At 47.3% G+C, this 23,685-nt stretch carries 10 protein-coding genes; 2 read left to right on the top strand and 8 right to left on the bottom strand.

The window, feature by feature from the left end:
• Positions 1–229: 229 nt before the first annotated feature.
• Together FM037_RS18505 and FM037_RS18500 are read right to left on the bottom strand one after the other, a co-directional pair.
• The gene (locus tag FM037_RS18505; RefSeq protein WP_229380941.1) at positions 230–1,231 is read right to left on the bottom strand and encodes an L-lactate MFS transporter; all 1,002 of its coding nucleotides are present in this window, start codon (positions 1,229–1,231) and stop codon (positions 230–232) included.
• A gap of 62 nt (positions 1,232–1,293) precedes the next feature.
• The gene (locus FM037_RS18500) at positions 1,294–2,337 is read right to left on the bottom strand and encodes an alcohol dehydrogenase catalytic domain-containing protein (protein WP_144047194.1); all 1,044 of its coding nucleotides are present in this window, start codon (positions 2,335–2,337) and stop codon (positions 1,294–1,296) included.
• Positions 2,338–3,276: 939 nt separating this feature from the next.
• Here FM037_RS18500 and FM037_RS18495 point away from each other — a divergent pair.
• Together FM037_RS18495 and FM037_RS18490 are read left to right on the top strand one after the other, a co-directional pair.
• Positions 3,277–4,929: an ATP-binding cassette domain-containing protein gene (locus FM037_RS18495; protein WP_144047193.1), complete on the top strand. Its 1,653-nt coding sequence runs from the start codon at positions 3,277–3,279 to the stop codon at positions 4,927–4,929.
• A gap of 1 nt (position 4,930) precedes the next feature.
• Positions 4,931–6,610 carry an ABC transporter ATP-binding protein gene (locus tag FM037_RS18490; RefSeq protein ID WP_229381242.1) on the top strand — a complete coding sequence of 560 codons (1,680 nt, stop codon included), beginning with the start codon at positions 4,931–4,933 and terminating at the stop codon, positions 6,608–6,610.
• 111 nt (positions 6,611–6,721) lie between these two features.
• Here FM037_RS18490 and FM037_RS18485 read toward each other — a convergent pair whose 3' ends face one another.
• Genes FM037_RS18485 through FM037_RS18465 form a run of 6 tightly spaced genes read right to left on the bottom strand, consistent with a single transcriptional unit; the run spans position 6,722 to position 23,664 of the window.
• Positions 6,722–8,380 (bottom strand): (2,3-dihydroxybenzoyl)adenylate synthase, encoded by a 1,659-nt coding sequence (locus tag FM037_RS18485; protein WP_144047191.1) that lies wholly within the window; start codon positions 8,378–8,380, stop codon positions 6,722–6,724.
• Positions 8,377–9,795: a salicylate synthase gene (locus FM037_RS18480; RefSeq protein WP_144047190.1), complete on the bottom strand. Its 1,419-nt coding sequence runs from the start codon at positions 9,793–9,795 to the stop codon at positions 8,377–8,379. The genes FM037_RS18485 and FM037_RS18480 overlap by 4 nt, the downstream gene beginning before the upstream one ends.
• Entirely contained in the window at positions 9,788–10,654 is an 867-nt protein-coding gene (locus tag FM037_RS18475; RefSeq protein ID WP_144047189.1) for a thioesterase II family protein, read from the bottom strand. Before FM037_RS18475 ends, FM037_RS18480 begins: the two co-directional genes overlap by 8 nt.
• The gene (locus FM037_RS18470) at positions 10,654–11,748 is read right to left on the bottom strand and encodes a Gfo/Idh/MocA family oxidoreductase (RefSeq protein ID WP_144047188.1); all 1,095 of its coding nucleotides are present in this window, start codon (positions 11,746–11,748) and stop codon (positions 10,654–10,656) included. Before FM037_RS18470 ends, FM037_RS18475 begins: the two co-directional genes overlap by 1 nt.
• Positions 11,741–12,016, bottom strand: coding sequence for a thioesterase domain-containing protein (locus FM037_RS28865; protein ID WP_221937430.1), 276 nt, complete (start codon positions 12,014–12,016; stop codon positions 11,741–11,743). The genes FM037_RS18470 and FM037_RS28865 overlap by 8 nt, the downstream gene beginning before the upstream one ends.
• Positions 12,016–23,664, bottom strand: coding sequence for a non-ribosomal peptide synthetase/type I polyketide synthase (locus tag FM037_RS18465; protein WP_221937429.1), 11,649 nt, complete (start codon positions 23,662–23,664; stop codon positions 12,016–12,018). The genes FM037_RS28865 and FM037_RS18465 overlap by 1 nt, the downstream gene beginning before the upstream one ends.
• Positions 23,665–23,685: the final 21 nt, after the last annotated feature.

Below are 23,685 nucleotides of genomic sequence, written 5' to 3'. Positions count from 1 at the left end.
TTATAGCGGCGAGATCTCTATTTTCGACAGAATTTTAATTAAGCTTCAGCTAGTTTCAGTTTATTTACAGGCTTAGTGAAGTACCCCATTGCAGTCATCGTAGTTAAAAGTACAGCAAAGGCAAAGTACGAATTGTTCGCAGACCCCGAAATACTGGCTAAGATACCTCCAAAGAAACCTGATACTCCCCATGCAGAATAAAGAATACCAAAATTAGTTCCGTATGTTTTTAAACCGTAATCATCAGCAGTAATTGGGGGAATACACCGAATAATGCACCGTAAGACATCGCACCGATTGAGATCCCAACCATTAATGGAATTGGCGTTGTAATAGTGGTGAAAAATACCATATTAGCTGCTTGCAACATGAATATTAACGCCAGCGTATGAACACGCCCAATCCTATCAAAGATTAATCCGCCAATAACACGGCCAGAAGTATTAAAGATAGCGAGTAAAATGATACCAAATGCAATTTGTTCAGATGTTAAACCGATTGACTTACTTATTCTACCGACAGAACCAATAAGCATGATTCCTGCAGAAGATGAAACCATAAACATTAACCATAATTGATAAAATTGTGGTGTTTTTAACATTTTATGCCAACTAATATTAATGTCACTTCCTAATTTAAGTGCATTATCTTCTGGTTCATCTGTAACGTAATCAATAGGTGGGTCCACAAGCATTGATGCGATGGGGACCATAAATAGTAGACCAACCCCTAATATCTTAAAGGTGTCTAAGATACCATAATGTTCAATAAGGCTAGTAGATAATGGTGCTAAATATACTGCGGCCATTGCGAAACCACCTGCAGTTAAGCCACTAACTAAACCTTTTTTATTTTTTGGCCACCACTTCATAGTGCTCGGACCAATACATGCGTAAGCGAATCCCATACCAGCACCGACCATACAACCAAAAGTGAACTGAAGTTCAGCTAAAGTAGTAGCGTAGCCAGAAGCAATAAGACCTAGACCAACAAGAGAGATGCCAAGCATTGTCACTTTTTTAGGGCCCACCTTATCTTGCCATACACCAGCAACAAGTAAACAAACAGCAAATGTGAAAACAGAGGTTTGGTATGGACCGTCAATATTTTCAGGGGCTACATTTAATACTTCAGCCAAAGGCTCACTAAAAACACCCCATACATATAGAATACCTATTGATAAATTAATCAGAAGACCAATCAATAGGATTTTAAGTGGTTTATTAATCATTTTTATTCTCAATAAAATGTAGCTATTTATGAATAGCTACATTTTATTATTTGTAAAGGCTATTAGAACTCGTTACTTATAATAACTTTGAGTGCTTTATGATCAGAAGCATGTATAAAAGTACTGTATGCTTGTTCGCATTCAGATAAGTTAAATTGATGACTAATTAGCTTCTTAGGTTTCAAGTGACCGACCCTAATTTGCTTGATTAGCATGGGGATAGTATTGGTATGAACCATGCCCGCAGTCATAGTAAAGTTACGTTTCCACATATCTTCAAGGTTAATAATTGCTGATTTTCCATGCACACCTAATACAGCTATATTTCCGCCAGGGCATACAAGTTTCTGAGACATATCCCAGGCAACTGGTATTCCAATGGCTTCAATAACCACATCAACCCCGACCCCATCTGTGACGTCTAAAATTTGTTGAACTGCAGTGCCATCTGAGTTATCGATTGCATGTGTAGCGCCTAACTCTGTCGCAACTTGGAGTCTGTGGTTGTTTGTATCGATGGCGTAAATTTCACTTGGAGAAAAGAATTTTGATGTCATTAATGCTGAAAGTCCAACAGGACCACAACCAATAATGGCAACAGAGCACCCTGGTTTCACTTGACCATCTAGAACACCAACTTCATACCCTGTTGGGAAAATATCACTTAATAACACAAGGGAATCAGTATCAATATCAAGAGGTACAAGGTGCAGACTGGTATCACCAAAAGGTACTCGAACATATTCAGCTTGGCAGCCATCAATTTCATTTCCTAATAACCAGCCGCCCTGTAAGCACTGACCGAATTTTGAAACTTGGCACATTTTGCACCTACCGCAAGATGTAATGCATGAAATTATTACGCGATCACCAGGCTTGAATCTGCTAACCAACTCTCCACATGACTCTATAATTCCGACGCCTTCATGACCCATAATTGTACCTGGGTTAAATGTCGCGACATTATTTCTCAAAATATGTAAGTCAGTGCCACAAATAGTTGTCTTTTCGACCCTTACGATAACATCAGTCTGCTTTATAATTGTTGGTTTTGGTCTTTCTTCTAGTTTGGAACTTTCTTTACCGTCGAATACGTACGCCTTCATAATTTAACCTTTAATTAATGTTGGTATGTGATCTGAATTTGTTTTTATATACGCAGTCGTGATACTAACAAAATTTATATAACAGTGCTCCCAATAATATTATTTTAACCTAATTTAGCTTCAGCTTAACTATTTTATAGGGGTCCCTATATATCAACTGTACAGTTGGGCAGGTTATCAGATGTGTAATATTATTATTTTAAATGACGAACTCATCCTGATTGACATTGTTGTGAGTTTATTTTTTGGTATGTAACAACTTATCAATCGATGGGCGAAACTCAACTTAGTTCAGTGGTGCGTCTTCTTTATTAAATTGGTTATTGCGTTTGTATTTATATGTGTCACTTAAAGTGGTTGATTTGTTCTGTCAATCCATCTGTTGGCGGTTTACTTATTATGGTTCTACGACAAAATGATTTCAGGTAAGATTTTTATATGTTTTATAATGTACGGCAGATTATTAATGCTATTTGTGGTCTATTGTTTTATTGTATTTTTAATTATTTTTATAATGATTGTGTTAAACAATTAACCATAACAGTTTATGAGTCATCCTAAGTTTAGGATATTAATTTAGGTTTTTTATGCTGTATATATGAGCGTAGTTTTAATCGGTATAGTCGACTGGCGATACCGGGGAAAGGTTTATCTGAGGTTCCTTGAACATCCTTTTACGCAGCTCGATAGCGGCTCCTCCCTCTGCATACCAAGTCTGCACACAAAGGATAATGCCATAGGAAAAGGGCTGGTATTTAACGAGTGCCACCAGATTGTAGATCTAAAATCTGGTGGCACTTAGCTGAAAGCCTATCTTTGTAACCTGAGCTCAATAAACGAGTTCGGTAAATAATGCCCGATAGCGTTACATTAATGCCTGATCTCGTTAGTTACCCGTCACCAAGAAAGCGAAAATGATTCCTATTTTGTGGAGTATTTATGTTGCTTTCAAATGATATGAGTCGCATGACAGCATTCAAGGCTATGCTGTCATGCGAGCAGCGAAGAGTACGGATCTCAATCGGGTGTGCAGTCCTGTGCAGTATGGTCGAAATGGTGCCTTGGTTATGCCTATACTTTTTTGTTCAGGCTATCTATGACCAACAATCCCCCTATGAGTATCTAGTTGTCATGGTAGGGGCCTTGATGGCCCGTTATGCTTTGTATACGTTGGCTGTGTGGTATGCCCATTTGGCTGCCTATCACATTATTCAAAAAATAAGGCAACACATGGTGCTTGCTTTGGCGAATATGAAGATAGACAAGCTGCGAAGTCTGAAAAGGGGCGATATTGAAAAACGCATTTCAGATGATTGTCAGAGTTTAGAGCCGCTCATTGCCCATCATGGCACCGATATTATCAACGGGGTCTTGATGCCACTCTTTATGACAGTGTTCCTTTTTTATATTGATTGGCGGATAGCCCTTATTGCGCTGGCACCATTGCCTTTGGCGTTGAGTGCTCAGTTTTTGATGATGCGTGGCTTCGCAACACGCCAAGAGAAATATACCCAAATTGTGTCGAATATGCACCAAGCCCAATTAGAGTTTCTTCGTAGTATTGGCGTCATGAAATTGTTTGCCGTTGATGCGAACTCTTATCTCGAGCTCAGTCGCACAATCCAGTCACACAATACGATGGTATCGAGCTATACCAAGAAAATGGTGGGGGCATGGGTAACTTTTGTGACACTGGCTCAAATATCCTTGATCTTGGTGGTACCGGTTGCCATTGCGCTGAATAATATGGGGCAACTGACGCTGGTTGACCTCATGATGGTGGTTTGTATAAGCGCAGGTATTCTTAAGCCTTGGCTGGACCTGACTCAGGTGTTTTCACAAATTCAGCAATCAATTGTCTCTATCGATCGCATAATACCTTTTTGCCATGCCAAAGAGCAGAGTGAAGTGGTTTATGACCAAGCTTTACAACAACTATCTTGCGAAAATTTGACGGTCACTCGCGGCCCGTCACGAGTATTTGAAAACGTGAACCTCTCCTTTTTTCCAGGGCAAAGAGTGCTTATTGAGGGGGACTCAGGTGCCGGGAAAAGTACACTTTTATCGACACTTTCCGGCTCGCTAACTCCAGAACATGGCGGTTGGAAAATCAATAAAGGTTTCGTCACGGATTTAGATGACGAAAGCCGAAGCCGTTATATTGCAGTGGTGGATCAAGAGGTCACATTTTTCTCAGGGACGTTGCGTGATAATTTGGCACTTGCTAAACGGGTGATTAAAGATGATGAAATATGGTCTTTATTGGATTTATTGGGTCTTAAGGACTTGGTTGCTGATCTTCCGGAACAGCTGAGTTGTGATGTTGGAGAAGCGAGTCGATGCTTCAGTGGCGGCGAAATGCAACGTTTGGCTATCTTGAGAGCGGCGTTGGCCAAAACGCCCATTCTGATCTTAGATGAAGCGACTGCACACTTAGATCAATTATCGGAACAAACGGTACTAGCCGGGCTGCGCCAATATTCCCCTAATCAGATCCAGTTGATTATTAGTCATCGCCCTCGGCAAGTTAAGCAGGTTGATGTGCGTTTGAATATTATAGGAGGCAATGTTGAGGAGGTGTCCCTTGGATAAAATGAGACAGTTATTTGTTCATAGTGGCGCGCAAACTCGCCAATTTTGGTTTGGCTTATCAGGAAAAGTAGCCACTGAAATTATGCCTCTCGCGATTTGGTTGATGCTATTTGCTTTCATACTTTCCCTCTATACCTTGTCTGTTAGTCATATGCTTCTCTTGGCTTTCTCAGTTATTGTCCTGCAGTGGGGCTTAGGTCAAAGTGCTAAGCAAAGCTTTTTGGGCGCGTATGAGATCACTCATCATCTGCGCAGCCAACTGTTAACCGATATCCGTCGTCAACCACTTGCCTGTTTAAAAGGCAAAGGCTTGGGGGAGAAGATGAAGTTGCTCACATCAGATCTGAAGCAATTTGAAGACATTTTTAGTCACATACTGGCTGATTTTGTCGCGGCTTGGGTTATTCCTATCTCCATGATGACGATGTTGTTCTGGGTTCAACCTCAGATAGCGCTGGCGATGCTAGGTGTCTTTCTCCTGGCGATTGGAGCCTTAATTATGGCGGAGAAAAAATTTAGCCACCAAGCGGATCATTATCATCATTCTAATATGGAGAGTGCCAACCAGCTGCTTGAGTATATTGATTGCTTGCCTATGTTGCGTGGGTTTGCTCAAAGCCACCAATTGGCTAAGCCATTATGCGATAAAATTGAGCAACAAAGGCATGAAGGGCTGGGTTTAGAGTGGGCCGGCGGGATGGGGGTACTCATGGCGACGCTAATCCTAGAGCTTGCGTTAGTGCTTAATCTGGCGCTCTGTCTCTGGTTTATCAATGAAGGTTTGTTAAGTCTTCCCCAATTTCTCATCGTGATCATTGCGACAGTTGCTTGTATTCGGCCATTGGCACGAATGACCGTTTACGCGGCATTACTCAGGTATATGCTCAAAGCCGCTAGCCGTTTACAGCAGCTTGCTCAAATGCCTCAACAGCAGGAGGAAGGCACTAAGCCTTGTACATTTAACCTCTCTTTGACCAATGTTGACCTAACCATAGATAATACGATGGTGCTGAAGGGCATCAATCTTGATATTGCGCAGGGTGAGCATATTACACTGGTCGGTAAAAGTGGATCTGGAAAGTCAACCTTGTTGGATTTAATCGCCGCCTTTCATATACCCAGTGAAGGCAGGCTGTCGTTGGGCAAGAAATCCTTCGATGAAATAGGGACTCGGCAGTGGTATCGCCATATCTCTTACGTGACTCAAGATGTTCAGTTGCTTGGCGGCAGCCTGCGCGATAACTTACTATTAGCCAAGCCAGAAGCTGTGGAAAAAACGCTTTTTGAGGCTATTGAGGCGGCCGGATTAAGCCCTCTTATTGCCAAATTGCCAGAGGGTATAGACACATTGATTGGGGAGAACGGCAATCAACTATCTGGTGGAGAGCGTCAAAGGTTGTCTATTGCCCGCGCCTTACTTCATGATGCACCAGTGTTGTTATTGGATGAAATTACTTCAGCACTGGATTATCGTACACAAGCACAAGTGTTGGATTCGATTGAAAAGCTATCTAAAGGTAAAACGGTGATCTCTGTGGCGCATCGGTTAGATACCATTCGAGATACAGATAGGATTTACTTTATGGAGAGTGGGCAGATCATTGGAATGGGTTATCACCATGAATTGGTGATAACCCATTCTGGTTACCGTCAATTATGGCAAGCGGGTCAGGTGGCATAACAGGACTGGATATGTGGTTATATCAAACTTAAAGCATTTAGCTTGCTGTATATATCAATAAAAAGAGCCTAGCTTGCAAGCTAGGCTCTTTTTATTACCTAGGGCTATAGATTAACGATACGTGTTGAGCATCCAAGGTTTTCCATTAGGGCCCGGTACGCTTTTTTTGTCTATTTTCCCGACCGCGGTTTTAGGAAGGGAGTGCACAAGGTGCAATTCGTCTGGCATTTTAAATGCAGCGAGATTTTTAGATTTCAGAAAATGGCGAATGTTCTGCAGCGTCAAAGGCTCGCCTTTACAGACTAAAGCTACGCCGATACGTTCGCCTAAATGAGTATCGGCAACAGGAACGACGGCAACCTGAGCGATCTCTGGGTGGCTGAGTAGATGTGCTTCAATTTCATCGGTGGCAATGCTTTCCCCCGCACGGTTAATTACATCTTTGATTCGGCCAGTGACCGTGATATATCGATCTTCATTCATGCTCACTTTGTCTCCACTTCGATAAAAACCGTCATCGGTGAATGCAACTTGATTGTGTTTCGGTGCTCGATAATAGCCGCGAAGTGTATAAGGGCCACGGGTAAGCAGTTCGCCTTCTTCGCCGATGGCGACTGGATTTCCTGCGTTATCGACGATTCGAATTTCATCCCACTTGCTGACCGGGCGACCTTGTTTGGCCGCGATGATTGCCGGTGCGTCGCCTAATCGGGTGCAAGCGATTAAGCCTTCTGCCATGCCGAAAACTTGCTGCAATACCTTAGGAAAGGCGGTTTGAATCGCTAATGCGTCGCTATAAGCCAGCTTTGAACCACCGACTTGCATCAATCTGAGACTGGACAGGTTTGCCGTCTCCCATTCGCTCGCTTCTGTCCATAACTGAGCCAATGCAGGCACGAGCGCTGTCGCTGTGATCGAGTGGTTTTCAATTAAATCGAAACAATGATCAGGCCCCGCCTGGGTCGAAAAGATCACTCGTCCCCCTTTTGATAATGCGCCTAATAGGCCAGGGCAGCCCAGTGTAAAGTTGTGTGCGGCGGGTAAAACCGCGAGGTAGATGTCGCTTGCCGTGATATCGCTAACTTCGACGCAACTTTGAATGTTGAACAGATAATCGTTGTGCGTGCGTGGGATAAGTTTGGGGAGCCCTGTGGTTCCACCGGATACCAAAAATAATGCCGGATGTTCGGGGATTACCTTTGGCGGAGTGAAGCCGGGTTGAGATGAGGGATGAAAGTCGAGATATTTACCGTGATGCTTGATGGCATAAATATGGGTCAACGAATTGTCGCTCATGCTCAGTGCGTCCGCAATTGCCAAAGACTCAGGCGACCCTGGGATACGTTCACAGATGTATCCTTTGGCCTGAGATACTGCGACAAAATGGCTTATTTCTGCGAGCCCATGAGCGGGCAGTGCCATCACGGGGACCAGTCCTGCTCGCTGAGCGGCAAAAAAGGCGATGGCAAAGTAACAGGTGTTGCTCAGTTGAATGACCACGCGATCGCCCATGATCAATCCATCTTCTTGGAAGCGCTTGGCGATCCCATCGGCTTGCTCGAGTAACTGACGGTAGGTCAGCTCACGTACTGCATCTTTAATCGCCACTTTGTCAGCATGATGTTGTGCCCCTTGGCTTAATATTGTCCAAAGGGGGGCGTTGTCCCAAATCTGGGCTTCGGTGTAGCAGCGTGCCAGAGATGGGGGGTAAGGCTCAAATCCTTGAAGTAAATCATCCACTGCACTTAAGGTATCAGACATTGAGTTCATGACTTTTCCTCGCAAAGGATGCTATCAGCGGGCACGGTATCGGTGGCAAGGTGGTGCTTTTCTTGTCCTTTTTCAAATACTAAATGATCGAGTACACAGGCCATCTTTTCACCGGTTTCTTCCCATTCTCTTTCGGGGGTTGATAAACCTATAATACCAGCGCCAGCTTGTAATAAAGAAACTGACTGGTGCTTATAGGCCGTCCTCAGTACGAGTGCTGCGTCGAAGTAACCATTGTGATCGGTCACAAGAACGCTGCCGCTGTATAAGCCCCGGGGTAAAAGTTCGAACCTGGCAATCGCATCAATGGCTTCTCGCTTTGGGATCCCCGATGCAGTAATTGAGGGAAACAGTACATTGAAGGCATCCCAGGCGGATTTCCCCTCTGACAAGTTGCCAGTGACACGAGAAGCAAGGTGCTGAACGCTGCCTCGTTCTGATACTTGCATAAACTCTGCTACGTTCACTGTCGAAGAGGGACAAATCTGCGTTAACTCCTCGACCGCGAGTTTGACTGAGGCCGCATGTTCGGCAATCTCTTTCGGATCTGTCAGCAATTCGTTTCTAAGTAGAATGGCGGCTTGCGGATCATCAGGCAATGCGCGAGTGCCCGCAAGGGGCTGGGTGCTGAGATTGCCGTGTTCATCGACTTCTAATACTGTTTCAGGAGAAAAACCAAAGGCTTCAATTTCACCGAGTTTCAACATAAATGAACGAGCAGGTGTATTTTTCCTACGCCCTTCGATGAAGCTTTTTTTCGAGTCAACATTAGCTGGAAGTATTGCGACACGGGACAAAATAACCTTGTTGTATTTGTGTTCCTTTATCTCCTCGACAGCTGAGCGCACGCTTTCCTGAAAGTGCTGTTTGACTGCCTGAGCATGAAGAATATCGTCTTGGGTCAGAGCGGTGTGGCAGTGCTCTGTGGCGGTCATGTTATTGGTACAGTCAGCAATAATACTTTGGATCTGTGGCAGTACCGTATCGTCCATTGTGCGAATGACAATGCGCTTTTTTGTGATCCGTATATCCGTTTCCGGCACAAACAATTCCAGCAGTTCGCGGCTGGTTTCTTGCTGTTGTAGGTTGTGAGCAAAGCGGCAGAACTCGAAATCTGCGCGCCCAAACAACCGCCAATCTTTTATGTTTAACGTTTGGGTTGCTTGATGAATCGTCTGGCAAATTTTTGTGGGCTTGACCCTATGCTTGTAGCCATTAAAATCAGTAATTTCACCGCTGCTACTGACGGTCAGTTGGGTTAGTTTGTTGATGCCTATGGCCCATTCATCGTGGTGTTCATAGACGAGGTAATCCTTGCAAAATGCTAAGCTAGTCAGCTCAGTTGCCAGTAATATGGGTTGGCATTGGTGTGCTAGTGTGAATGTTTTGTAGGTTTGTTCGTGGTGATTAGCCATGTTGCTCTCCGGATCTGACAGGGTTTGCGCTGTTTGTTTGCTTTGGGGTGGAGCGAACTAAGGTGGTACTTTCCGTCTGTTCGATAACATGTCGAATAAACGTCGCGGGGGATGTGGTGATATAAAAATGGTCGCCGGGAATTCCGACTACCCGGGCATGTGTGCGTAAAGCAGGGTCAAGCCATTCACGCCACTCTTGTACCTCTGAATTCCAAGCTTCTGGATCGCTTTCTCCAAACACTAACGTGCATGGGGTGTATCGCAGTTCAGGGGCGTTTTCAAGTGCACTGTAATAGCTTTCGGTGGCAAGGAAATCGGCTCTTAACATGGGAAGAAACACCGGTAAAAGTTCGGGGTGTTGTTTGAGGACAGCGCTTCCGCTGCCGATTTCAATTAATTGATCGATGAAGTCGCCATTGTGTAAGTGGCTGAGTGTTCTTCGACTTTCTAGATGTGGGGCGTGGCACCCTGATAACACCAATTGGGTGATTGGGGTGGCAGAACCATAGTGCTCCTCCAATTGCTTGCAAACTTCAAAGGCGACCTGGGCGCCCATGCTATGACCACACAGGCGGAGAGTGGCATTGGCGGGTAAGTCGCTATGGGAAATCAGGTTAATTAACGCGTTAAACAGATTGTTGGCTAAATCCGAAATGTGTTGATGTGGCCGCTCGCGCATGCGGTTATCGCGACCTGGGTAGGTTGCGAGTAAAATAAGCGTATTGTTTGGCAGTAGGTCATCTCCCAGAGATGTCCAACTTTTGAATGCGCTCAGGCTGCCTCCGGCAAAGGGGAAAATCACCCAAATATGGTCTGGCCGATTGCTACTTTTATGTAAGGTTTTGAATACTTGCTCCATTATACTTGTCCTCTTATTGGCTCAGCCAATGGCATCTTGATGCGGATAGCGGGTGATATGGCTTGCTCTTGTGGTTGTCCTGAAAGTGCCAGAATGTGTTCCCAAAGTTGCGCGACGTTTAATTGGTGCGCGAGCGTGAATCCAGCCTCACACGCTTGGCCATCTATCACCCGAGAAAATTGCTCAAGGGTAAACAGCACACCGTCCGGGCCTAGGCTCTCAAAGGTATCTTTTACCTGACTTTGGTTGTCACATAGAGTTTGAGTTGTGCGTTGGTTAAGGTAATGACCTTCAGGCTTCGAAACGATTTGGTACAAGCTGTGGCTGTCGCTTTGGTGATTATCAGCATGCAGAACCGGCGTCCAAGTCACAGGACCATAACTGTCTGCGAGTGCCAGATAGCCATTGTTCCAACCCAGCATGATGCGGTGCATGGCTAAGCTGTGCATATCTGGATCTCGAGGGTCGAGATAGTTTTGCAATTGCAATAGATAATCACCTTGAGCTGAGTGTAGGTTAATGATGTCGAATTGTTTCTGTTTACCCAGCAAGGTGGGCTGTAATTTGGTACTTTCTCCCAGAGATTGCAGTAACAGATCCAATGTGGAATACAGGAGTTGACGACTGGTGGTGAGGTTGCCGTAACTCGCATCCTTTCGTGTTTGGCTACTGAGGTGTTGTGCGCCCGCGATCAGGGTTTTTCCTGCTGCAGATGAGGCATAAAAACTGTTTATTCGATAATGAACACCGTGCTGCTGAGCAAGGGATTGATGACGGTTCAGCTCATTGACAGAGACGGGATGTTCCTGAATGACGTGGATCTTACGTTGTAAAAGGTCTTCGACTAATAGGTTGCCAGCTCCGCCGATACTCGAGGCTCTGATGACGACGCAAGCAATATCGATATCCAGAGGCAATTCGCTGACATCCTGAAACAAAGGGACGCCAAAGGCGTTTGCCAATGTCTGTGAGCGTTGGCTACCTTGGGAAATGATACCCGCCAGCGCCAAATCTGGGTGAGGCTCGATAAAAGCATTGAGATAAAGCTCGCCAAATTTAGTGCCGGCGATGACGACTTTTTTAGGTTTATTCATTTTCAAACACTTCCTTGGATCTATTCTGAATTGAGTCAGTCTGTTGTTGAGGGCCCGTCAGCAACTGAGAGATTTCTTGGGCAAGTGACGCTACATTTGGATCTTGCAGCATGGTGTAGTGGTCTCCCGGTATAAAGTGCACCCGCGGCGCGCAGCAGTCCTGCCAGCCATGACAAGCTCGATTGGCTATCTCTGGGTGTTGATAGCTCATGAAGTCCAAATGGCTGGGTTGTTCTGCGGCAAAGAGCGTCACGGATAACTGGTTCATCACCGGGGGGAATAGCTGAGCATGGCACGCAGGTTTCGGCGGTAAACATTCAACAAACTGGCAATGGTGGCAATATCTAGCAGGCCAGAAGATGTTGTCGTGTCGAATGCGGTAGCCATTGAGGAGAAGAAAACGGCATCTTGGCTGAAATCTGGCACTTCAGCTTCGGCCAGCTCTGGAAATCTGCCGACACAATCGGCATAAAAGTGCTGACGAATCGCTGAATCGTTTAATGGTGAGGCTTCATTCATGCTCGGCTTGTAGCTGTCAATGAGTAGGCAGTTGGTTACCTCATGGCCCTGCGCGCTCATCTGATGCGCCAGTTCATAGGCCACCACACCACCAAATGACCAACCAGCAAGTTGATATGGACCTTGTGGCTGAATCGTTTGGATCATACGTAAATAGTCGTGCGCCAACGTCTGAATATCAGGCTCGTGATTCGTTAGCTTGTGTTCAGGATATTGAAGCCCATATAGCGTGACATTGTTAAGTTGGCTTGCGAGGCGCTGATAGCTCAGTAAGTGTCCCCCGATAGGGTGAATAATGAACAAGGTGTTGTGGTGTTTATCGCTGCAGTGTGGAGTGAGGAGGATGGGCACTTGCTCTGCCGTCGAATCTTGAGATTCGGTCAATGTGGCGAGGCGCTCAATGGTGTCGTTTGCTTGCAGTTGTCCTGCGGTGAGTGAGACATTGAGTTGGGTGTTGATCTGATTGATGAGATGCACCGCGATCAGGGAGTTGCCGCCGAGATCGAAGAAGCTTTGATTGGCCGGAATACTCTCTACGTTCAGGCATTCAGCCCATATCTGTGCCAGCCTAAGCTCGGTGTTCGAGGAAGGCTGACGCAATAAATGGGTCTTTGGGGTAAAGTGTGGGGATGGTAGGGCGTTACGGTCAACTTTACCGTTGGCCGTCAGCGGTAGGCTATCTAGTGTGACTATCTGCGAAGGGCACATGTATTGCGGTAAGACACCTCGCACATAATCAAGCAGATACTGGTTATTATCCGCGGCATTGTTCCCATACACCACATACGCAATCAACCTGATGCCACCACTGGGGTGAGCCATCGATTTGACCATAGCATCCTGCACGCGAGTTCCCAGGTTTTCGGCTGGACACTGACGCAACACCGTTTCGACCTCTCCGAGCTCAATACGATACCCATTTACCTTGACCTGTTGATCATTTCTGCCGAGAAACTCAATGTTGCCATCGGGTTGGTAACGGCCCCAATCCCCGGTTTTGTACAAACGAATACCGCTATGTGGATGTGTGATGAAGGCAGCATCTGTTTTGTCAGTATCTTGCCAGTAGCCTGTTGCCAGCCCATCACCGCCGATGTAAAGCTCGCCGGCAACCCAGTCTGGGCAGGAGGAAAATGACTTATCCAGAATATAAAATCTTTGGTTGGATAAGGGTTTGCCATAGGGAATGCTCGTGCAGTTGGCATAGCTTTTATTGATTGGGTAGCTGATGGACCAGATTGCTGCTTCTGTCGCACCACCAAGGCTGAGCTGTTGTGCGTTTGGGGTCACCTTGAATAAACGATCGGGTAAATTGACGGGGATCCAGTCTCCGCTCATCATGATGTAGCGTAGCTGTGGCAGCTTGGATTGGTTGCGCTCCAGGCAATCAGCAAGCAACTGCACAAAGGCTGGGACACTGTTCCAAACGGTGATCCCTGCGCTTGCTGCCAATCTAACCAGGGCTTCTGGATCTTGCGCCGGTGATATTTCAGGTATGACCAACCTTGCCCCTTGGCTCAGTGTCGAGAAGATATCGAAGACCGATAAATCGAAATTAAGCGCAGAGATAGCCAGGACCTTGTCGTGGTTATTGAGACCAATTCGAGCGTTGATATCCAGCAAAGAGTTGACGACGGCTTGATGATCCATGACGACCCCTTTAGGCCTGCCCGTCGATCCTGAGGTAAAGATGACGTAAGCTATATCACTTGGATCTATCGTTGGAGCAGTAAAGCCACTGGGGGCTTTTGCATCCAGACTGGGTACCAGAGTTTGGTAGCAAGCGGAGGGCGTGGGAACATGGTGTTGGGTGATCACAGTGCAGACATCACTCAGTGCCAATAATTCCGCAATTCGCTTGCTTGGATACGACGCATCCACAGGCATATAGGCTTTACCTGCCAGCAAAATGGCAATGGCAGAGATAATTTGTTCCCAGCCCTTATGCATCACGATGGCGATCAAAGGGCGGTCGTCTTCGCTGGCTAAGATCTGCGCTGCCAACGCGTTGGATGAACGCCAAACTTGCGCGTAAGTCAGTGCGACATCACCTTGTTGGATGGCGACATCATCAGGGTAATCTGTCACCCCATTTTGGATCATGTCGCACAGTGTCTGGACGGGTTTATCTCTGCCATTGTAGGTCTTCAAAGTCAGTGCTGCTTTGGTTGCATTCGCAAACTGGCGTGATGTAACTTGCGATGTTGACATGGGTGGGGATAGGGGACTACCCCAGTTAGCTGATGGCAATGAACGTACTGTTTGTACGTAAACCTCAAACATGGCATCGAATACACCGGGTTTCAGGTGATGCTCCTGAATCGTCCATTTGATGTCGATACCACCGCACACTGAGGCGATCAGCATGCAGTCCAGATAAACGTGTGGTGTCTGTGCGCCAAAACTCCTTAATTTACCGATAGTCAGTGGCTTGTTCTGACCTATTGATACCGTGTCGTTAAACACTATTGGCATGCCTGCGCTGAAGTTTCGATTTTGGCGGTTTTTTTCTGTTAGCACCTGCTGACCATCAAAACTGGCGTGGGCTAAGTCTTCTGTCATACGCTGTTGGAGCTGATGAGCGAAAGTGCTTAAGTCCATACCTCCCGTGGCATCGACTTCCAACATTGAGGTGGTTGACAGGTTACCTATTACCGTCTCTGACTGCATAGGCTGACGATTGCTGTGAAGAATGTTGATCGAGAAGTGTTTAGTCTCACTCCATGTTTTCAACACCAGACAGAATACCGTGAGCATGGCCATGGAGGGCAGGACATTATTGGCCAACGCAGTACTTTGGATCTGAGCCCATTCTTGTTGACTAATGCGATGAGTAAGCACGCATTGAGATAAGTCTTCATCTCGGCTGTCAGCAAGCGGAAGCGTGGGGGCTTCGGGCAAGGTCGGGATCCTTTGTGACCAATAATGCTGCGCGCGTTGATAGCCCTCAGAGGCTTTGGTGTTTTCCAATTCACGGAGATACGCGGCGGCGGTCATGTGAGGGACAGGTAAAGCTGAAGATGGGTCTTCATACAGAGACTGTAATTGTTGGAATAAGATGCCTAAGCTTTTGCCGTCTGCCACCACCAGATCCACAACCAAATGCACCAGTGAGGTGTCAATGTCGGTTTGCAATATGTTGATATCGAACAGCGGCCATTGGTCGGTAGGGACACCTTGAGCCGCGATCTGGTCTCTCGCTTCGCCGATAAAGCGATCTTTTCTGGCTTTATCCATGGCGGTGAGATCGACATATTGCGGCTGATAGTAAGGCACGTCTTTGCTGATGCAGTATTTCCCGTTATCAATGACACCACGTAACTGATCGTGGCATCGGATCAGCTGATTCCACGCCAGAGTCAATCGCTCACGATCAAGGTGTTTGACCTCCAGTTCCGCGTAAAAATGAGCAATGCCGTTTCCAAGTGAAAACAGATCACTCTCTCCAAGCCAGTAAGCATGTTGTAGTGGGGTTAATGCATATTCATTATCTTGATGAGTGCTTCCATCGTGTGGCTCTGTGTCAGCCGTAGAGCCGCCTTGCTCTGGCTCAATAGAGACTGATTCTGCTGTGGTCGGGTCGATAGCAAGACAGAAATCAGCCAACACAGGATGTTCGAATATCAGCTGCAAACTTGCGTGGATGAAACCTTGCTGATTCAGCTCGACAATCATCTTAGTGGCCATCAAGCTATCACCGCCAATCTGGAAAAAATCACATTGTTGCCCAACCTCACGGTCGAGCATCTTAGACCACACTTGCGCGACTGTTACTGCCGTGCCTGAATTGGTTTTTAGCGCCAGAGTTGGGCTTTGAATGTCATGTTCAAGGATATCAGCTGTGGCGGTAAACTCAGGCTGGATCACCGAGGTGTTGTTGGCTACGACCAAGTGTTGGCGTAGCACTGAATGCTCAGTGTTGGGGTAGACCAGTTGGGGGACGAATCCGTTTTCAGACAATAATGCTAACCAAGCTGGCAAGTCGAGCATCGCGCTTTTCTGCTGCTGCCTAAAATCACTGAAGGCATTAATCCCTTCAATAAAGCCCACCGTTGCCAACTGCATTGGGCTAAATTGCTCCGTGGCTTCAATAAAGATCAAATGCCCCCCGTGAGCCAGTAACCCACGCAGTTGCCTAAGCGCTTTAGGCAAATCTGTGGCATCGTGAAGCACATTGACAGCAATAATAACCTGATAGCCTGTTTCTACTTTCACACTTGCACTGGCGGGTAGGTTGATGTCGAACAACTCATAGTGGACTTGAGAATAGGCAGATAATGTCTGTTTAGCTTCTTGTAGGAACACTAATGATATATCGGTGAACTGGTAGTGTTTGATGGTATTTGAAGCTATTCTCAGTACCTCTTGTGATGTCGAGGCGGTACCAGCCCCCACTTCCAGTACATTTATTCCTTGTCGGTATTCGCCGCCAATCGCCTTAATGGCCTCGGCTGCACTTAAGTTCAGAATGTGCAGCGAAGGGTTGGAGCGATATAGGCAATCGGTGACTTCGTTGTCTTTGAACAAAATCTCTAATGCTGATTTACTGTCATCAAGCAATGCGGGGTGAGCCTGTATGCTTTCGCTTAAATACTGCGACAAACGCTGACACCAGTTAGCCGGTGGAATTGATGCTGTCGGTGGCGGGGGGAATTGGCCGCCAAATAGGTAGCCGTGACTATCTTGGGTTAGCATGCCTTCGCGGCTGAGTTGATCAAGCCAAAGAACAATCAGTTTGTGGTGTTTAGTCGCAACATTTAACTGTGCATAAATGTGTTCGAGTGAGTAGTGTTTGCCTGCTACTGTAAATAGCTGATGGTTTTGCAGTGTGTTCCAGATCCCTACCAGCGCTTGATGTTCGATATTCATCCACGCGTCGGTGACCTCCTTGGCTGTTTCTTCGGTGATCTCCGGTAGGGTAATTGCCTGTAAAAGGGGCGAGGGCAAAAGCAGGGGCGAGGGGCTTAGAGTCGTTCTAGTTTGTGGGGCTAAAACGATTTTTTCCATCGATAACGGATTTGCAGCCACGTCTGTCAGTTGTTGGTTATAGTCGGCGAACATGGTACGCAAGACATCATGTTCCAACACGTCTTCCATGCAGTACCAATTGAAGACGAGAGCGCCGTCGACCTCCATTATTTGGTGATCGAGCCAGACTTGTGGCGTCTGGCTCAGTACGTAAACGGGATCGCCAAGCAGACTGGTCATGGCTTGTTTTATGTCCATCCCATCCATAGACATGCCAAGCATGCTGGTGAATACCACTGGGGTCAGCGGCAAAGTCGCTTCTTGTTCGCTTATTTTGCCTGAGGCCTTAAGGTGTTTAGCCAGTTCGCGGATCACTTCTACGCCATTGACCTGGCTGTGTCCCAGCCTTTTCCAAAGCTTCTCCTGTGTTTCAGACATATATTGCTTCAAGCTGGACGGCGCTGACAGCATAAAGTCCATCAGCAGCACGGAGGTAAAATCACCTATGATGCCCTCAACATCTTCATGGAATGGCTGACGGTTGAAGAAGGTCATGTTTAAGGTAAAATCTGATGACGAGGTCCATTTAGCGAGTGTGTGTGCAAAGAGGGTCAGCAGACCGGCAGACGGGGTCACTCCCCACTGCTGCCACTGGGACTTGAGCCCTTGCCACTGAGCCGAATCCAGCTTGCCTCCAAGTGTGATGAATTGGGGGCTTTCGCTATCATAATTGGGGTTCAACGGCAACCTTGGGGCTGTTGGCAGGTTTGGAATAGTCTGTTGCCAATAATCCCATGAGGCTTGCCAGTCTGCTTGTTGCCTTAGCTTTTGTTCGTGCATCACGTAATCACGAAAAGTGAGTGGCATCTCAGGTAAAGCAAGGCCTTGATATGCGGTCGTTAGATCATCCATCATGATTTTGAAACTCTGAACATCAAACTGCAGCAGGTCAAGATTCATATGAAGTCTGATTTTGGTGTCTGACATACGGGTGAATCGTAAGTCAAACAATGGCCATACATCTGCGGGGCGAACGTCGTGGCTCATTGAATGTCGGATCGCATCGAGTGCATTGCGCTGTTCATTTTCCGGTAGCGAACTGACACTGGTTTCGGGGATGGTGAAATGCGGCACGTTAGCCTGGACGATTTGTTCACCGTTGGGTGTTATCGTCATTCTTAGCATATCGTGGCGTTCAATCAGCGCATTCCACGCATTCTCAAACTTCTCGGGATCGAATTGGTTAAGATTTTTGTCCCACTCAAATACTACGTGGCAGGCGATGCCGCCGTATTTAATCCAGGACTCTCTACCAATCCAATAGGCATGCTGTATTGGCGTCAGCGGGAATGGCAGATGCTTATCTTGCTTTTCTATCTTGAACGGTAAAACAGGTACAGATCCAGCGCCGTTTCGCACCCTTTCATTGATGAGTGAAACCAAGCCAGCAACGGATAGGTCTTGGTAAGCTTCATCAGCATTGATCTTAATGCCAAATTGCTTCTGAATTGCTGTGCTCAGCTCAATAAATTGTAACGAGTCCATGCCTAATTGCAGCAGATCCTGCGCGTCGCTGACTGCGGTCGATTCAGCAATACCGAGTTGGTAGCGCACTCTATCAGTCAGCCAAAGCGGTAGGTCTGATACCTCTGATTTTGCCGTGTTATTGTTTTTTTCAGCACCAGTAGAGGGGACTATCGATGTCGTGACTTGGATTGCGGGAGCTATACTGTCAGCGAAGTAGCGGCAGAAATTTGGATGCTGGTTTTCTATGTTCATCGCTAGCGAATTTGACTGGCCATTTAAGAAGCATTGACTCAGGTGCCATAACCCTTCTTGCGCGCTTATGGTGTGCATGCCGTCTTTACTCAGCTTGTCGAGCAGTCTCTGGCTGCTTGTCATGCCAATGTTGTCCCAGGCACCCCAGCTAATGCTCATGAGACGGCTGCGGCTTGTTGCTTTCTGACTGAGGGTATAACCCTCAAGATAAGCATTGGCAACCGCATAGGTACCTTGTCCCAGTGCGCCTAAAGAGGCGGCTGAAGAAAACCCAATAAGGTACTGAGCATCTTGTGCCTCTAACCATTGATGTAATGCCGTGAATGACATGGCTTTGGTTTGAAGCAATGCCTCTGTTGCAGACTGATCCCATGTCGCCAATAAACCGTGTGCCGATGTGCCAGCGGCATGAATAGCACCGATGATCGGCAGTTCGGTCTGCCAACGGCTTAGTGTCAGTTCGAGTTGGCCTTGTTTCGACATGTCACATACCAAGGTGTCGACAGTGCAGCCCAATGTCGCCATTTGTTGGCAAAACTCTGGCCAATCTGGGTGCTCACTTCGTCCCAAAACGGCGATATTTTTGGCCCCTGAACTTGCTAGCCATTTGACGACCAAGCGTCCTATCCCGCCCATTCCACCTGTGACTAAGTGCCACCCTTGGGTGGTAAACCATTGCTGAGGGATAATGCTGTCTGATGCCTGTACTGGCAGAATCTTGGGGCCGAAATAGCGGTCTTCTCTACACGCAAGCTCAGTACAAAGGCTAAAAGGAGCTTGCTTAATGGCGCGTGAGATATGCTCGGGATGGTGGTTATCGACGTCTAGCAAGTAGATTGTCTTTGTGGGGTATTCGGCCCGTGCAACTCTCAATAGTGACATCAAGGCAAATTTTTCTGGTTGAATATGATCGCCTGAATTAACAGGCATGGTGTTTGAGGTGAGTACATAAAGCGTGTCAAAGTCACGACTCAGTACTTTGGCCATTTGCGCCGTGACATGGCTTAAGTTGCCCTGTGGCAAGGTGACCAAGCTTTGATGTGAATTCAGACGGTGCACTTCGCCTGTGGTTAACAGCGCTTGTTCAATATCAAGTGGGCTTATCGTCAGTGATTGGCTGTCTGTGTAAGGGGCGATTCGTTGCCACTGCCACTCATAGTGATTGTGCGGAGAAGGCAACAACTTAAGGGCATCAGATGAATTAAAACCTTTAGTATAGGCGTCGCCCAGCCATTGCCAGACCCCTTTTGCTGATTTGGCTCGTAGGTCATATTTTGCCTGTCCCCACATGCCAGAGGTTCGGCTGACTGCGACTTGGGTGACTTTATTGGGTGAAAACGTACTCGAAACCGATATTTCCCACTCGGCGTTGTTTTCTTGCGTAAAGGCTGGGATCTGCTGGGATATTAGAGTGAACAAGTCTTGCTGGTGGGACAGAGATGACCAGTCTTGATAGGTAAGGCCACCATTTACAGTGTGCTGAGGTCCATGTTTTCGACCTTGCGTTTCGGCTACCCCCAGGCGATTGCGCAGCAGGATATTGACTTCTTCGACGCGGTTGTGACCATGAGCAGGGATATGTTCAAGACCGCTTAATTTATCTTTTAATGTGGTTGAGGCTTGAATGAGGCATTGGATTTCAGCCATTGAAATAGGGGTTTTATTCGGTGTTTTCAGTATCTGTTCTCTTAACCATTCGGCTGCGGTGTCTGTTGGGGGAAGTGGCTTCTTGGTGCGCACAAACCGCTTACCATTGCTGCTGTAGTAGCCGTTGTCGATAAGCACATCTAGCAACGCGAGTACTATTTGACGATAACGAGGCAGGAGTCTCCCCCCTAGAATTACCGCTTTGAGCGTAAAACGATGGCTTGAAATACAAGATTTAACAAAATTTTCAATCGCGCAGCAGCGCATTAATTCGTATCCAGCTGCGGCAGACTCCGGCTCATTCATTCGAGTGAGTTCGCTGTCTTTGTTGTGGTTAACGGGATTGATTGTCTCGGCTTGGTACCAATATTTTTGTTCGTCAAAGGCGTAGAGTGGCAGATCGCACTGATGGCCAATCGTGTTGAACTGTGATGGCCAGTCGGTATCCATCCCTGCGACGTACAATGTACTGAGCACGGCAGCCTTTGATTTCTCTGCGGTCATCTTGTGTTGGTGCGTGCCTTGCCAACGAATGTCCTGTTGCCAGTGTTCTCGTTGGCTGATGGCTGTGAGGTGGGGAGTGGGGCCCATTTCTAGGAATACGGTACAGCCTTGGGAAATCGCCGACTCTACCGTGCGTCTAAATTGTACGGGTTGGCGAACATGTTGTGCCCAGTAATGGCTGGTTAGTGCGTTTTCTGATGCAAGCAGTTCTCCAGTCAGTGATGAGATCAGCGGGATAGCGCCTGCCGAAGCCGAGATGCCTGCAGCAAAGTCTGAAAAGGGGCTCAGCATATCATCCAACAATCTGGAATGAGCCGCGCATGGCACATCAAGTGTTCTGAAATTGATGCCGCTGGCGTCAAGTGCTGTTGCTGCGCGTTCTACTGCAGCAGCGCTGCCAGAAAACACCCAATGTTGGCTGCCATTGTGGGCGGCGAGATCAAGTTCATCCAAGGCAGAGATGGATTGGGTTTCTATTTCGCTGGTGAAGACCGCCAGCATGACGCCTTTTTCTTGTTGGGCACATTCATGCATTAATCGCCCGCGCTCGGCGACTAATTCAATGGCTTGCTGGTGACTGAGATAACCGCCTACGACACATGCCGCGAATTCACCGACGGAATGCCCCATGACTATATCGGGCTCGAACCCTTTGGCTTGCCAATGAGCGGCCATAGCGATTTCGAATGCCACGATAGCCAGCTGAGCATGATCGGTACGGGTAAGAAGGTGCGTTTGTTCACCAAACATGACCTCTGTTAGCGGTGCCTCCCTAACGTGTTGGCAATAAGTCTGGCTGGTCTCTATGCTGGCTTTGAATGCTGGGCAAGCAAGGTAGAGTTCATGCCCCATCCCTGGGAATTGACTCCCTTGGCCGGTGAAACACCAGGTGACTTTGGTCGACTTTTGCTTCTGACTCCAGTCCAAATTGGGCGATGTTTGTCCTGATTTGGCAAACCGGATCAGTGCTTCTGCTGCTGATGCGCTGTTGTTTACGGCCAGTCGATAAGGCAAATCCGTGGACCGCGAGGTTAACGCTGAATAGGCAACATCATCAAAGTGCGCATTGTTTTTCAACAGGCTGCTGTAACCCTTAGCTATATCTCGTAATGAGGCTTCACTATTTGCTGATATAAATAAACTCAAATCTGAGGCCGAGGTCGTCCCGTTGATCACAGGTTGCGCTCGCTTGGGGACAGATTGCACCAGCATGTGGCAGTTTGTCCCGCCGATCCCGAATGAAGAGACTGCGGCGGTTCGTGTTTCGCTATGCCAATCGATCGTCTCCTTGGCCAGCTTGAAACCAGAGTCATCGAGCTGCAAGGCGGGGTTTGTTTGGGTGATATTGAGAGATGCAGGAATTTTCCCCCGAGATACAGCGAGCACGGTTTTGATTAGAGAGGCGATGCCAGCCGCGGTGTCCAGATGACCCAAGCTACTTTTAACTGAGCCCAAATAGCAGGTTTTTACCTGAGCATTACGCTGGTAAGCCTGTTTGATTGCCGTGACCTCTATTGGATCGCCAAGCTTAGTGCCTGTGCCATGTGCCTCGATCATTTCCACATCGTCTGCTTGAATATCAGCGAGATGGATGGCCTCTAAGAGTACTCGCGTCTGACCACTTACAGATGGTGCCGTGAATCCTACTTTGTCTTGACCATCGTTGTTGATGGCACTGCCACGCAGCACGGCAAGGACGTTGTCGCCATCTTGCAAAGCGTCTTCCAATCGCTTCAACACCACACTGCCGACACCGTGTCCGCCGAATGTGCCATCGGCATTAGCATCGAATGGGCGGCATAAACCATCGGATGAAAAGATCATTCCCGGTTGATACTCGTACCCTGATATTTGCGGGAATGACACCGCAACGCCGCCAGCGATGGCCATGTTGCATTCGCCGGAACGTAAGCTTTCGCACGCTAAGTGAACGGCAACCAGAGAGCTAGAGCACGCAGTCTGAACGGTGAATGCGGGGCCTGTCAGGTTGAATTTATGCGCGACCCGAGTGGCAAGATAATCTTTGTCGTTACCTATCAGCGCCTGCAAGCCTTTAACCTGACCAACTTGCGTGACATCGAAGTCGTTAAATGATGGGTAGGTACTGGTACGGATTGAACCAAATATGCCCGTTTTGACCTTGATCCCTGTGGGTGCATGGCCAGAATGTTCCAGCGCGTGCCAAACATTTTGTAAAAACAGCCTTTGCTGTGGGTCGATAGAACGCGCTTCTTTAGGCGAATAACCGAACAATCCTGCATCAAAGTACTCAGGTTTCTCTATCACAGCACCGCTTGGCACAAAATTTTTGCGCTGATAAACATTCGGTGAGATGCCCGAGGCATTGAGCTCTTGCTCTGAAAAGTATGACTGACCTGTGATGCCATTCATCAGATTGTGCCAGAACGTTTCCACATTGGGTGCTTTTGGAAATCGACACGCCAGTCCAATTACGGCAATTGGGTCACTGTGGCCGTACATGTTTGCTAAATCTTCCATTTTGAATCCTCTGGAACTCTG

Source organism: Shewanella psychropiezotolerans (assembly GCF_007197555.1).
GTDB lineage: Bacteria > Pseudomonadota > Gammaproteobacteria > Enterobacterales > Shewanellaceae > Shewanella > Shewanella psychropiezotolerans.
This window is presented reverse-complemented; position numbering and strand designations above follow the sequence as displayed.

Coding starts and splice junctions, on each gene's coding strand:
- FM037_RS18505 (WP_229380941.1), bottom strand. CDS start 1,231: ATGATTAATAAACCACTTAAAATCCTATTGATTGGTCTTCTGATTAAT.
- FM037_RS18500 (WP_144047194.1), bottom strand. CDS start 2,337: ATGAAGGCGTACGTATTCGACGGTAAAGAAAGTTCCAAACTAGAAGAA.
- FM037_RS18495 (WP_144047193.1), top strand. CDS start 3,277: ATGTTGCTTTCAAATGATATGAGTCGCATGACAGCATTCAAGGCTATG.
- FM037_RS18490 (WP_229381242.1), top strand. CDS start 4,931: ATGAGACAGTTATTTGTTCATAGTGGCGCGCAAACTCGCCAATTTTGG.
- FM037_RS18485 (WP_144047191.1), bottom strand. CDS start 8,380: ATGAACTCAATGTCTGATACCTTAAGTGCAGTGGATGATTTACTTCAA.
- FM037_RS18480 (WP_144047190.1), bottom strand. CDS start 9,795: ATGGCTAATCACCACGAACAAACCTACAAAACATTCACACTAGCACAC.
- FM037_RS18475 (WP_144047189.1), bottom strand. CDS start 10,654: ATGGAGCAAGTATTCAAAACCTTACATAAAAGTAGCAATCGGCCAGAC.
- FM037_RS18470 (WP_144047188.1), bottom strand. CDS start 11,748: ATGAATAAACCTAAAAAAGTCGTCATCGCCGGCACTAAATTTGGCGAG.
- FM037_RS28865 (WP_221937430.1), bottom strand. CDS start 12,016: ATGAACCAGTTATCCGTGACGCTCTTTGCCGCAGAACAACCCAGCCAT.
- FM037_RS18465 (WP_221937429.1), bottom strand. CDS start 23,664: ATGGAAGATTTAGCAAACATGTACGGCCACAGTGACCCAATTGCCGTA.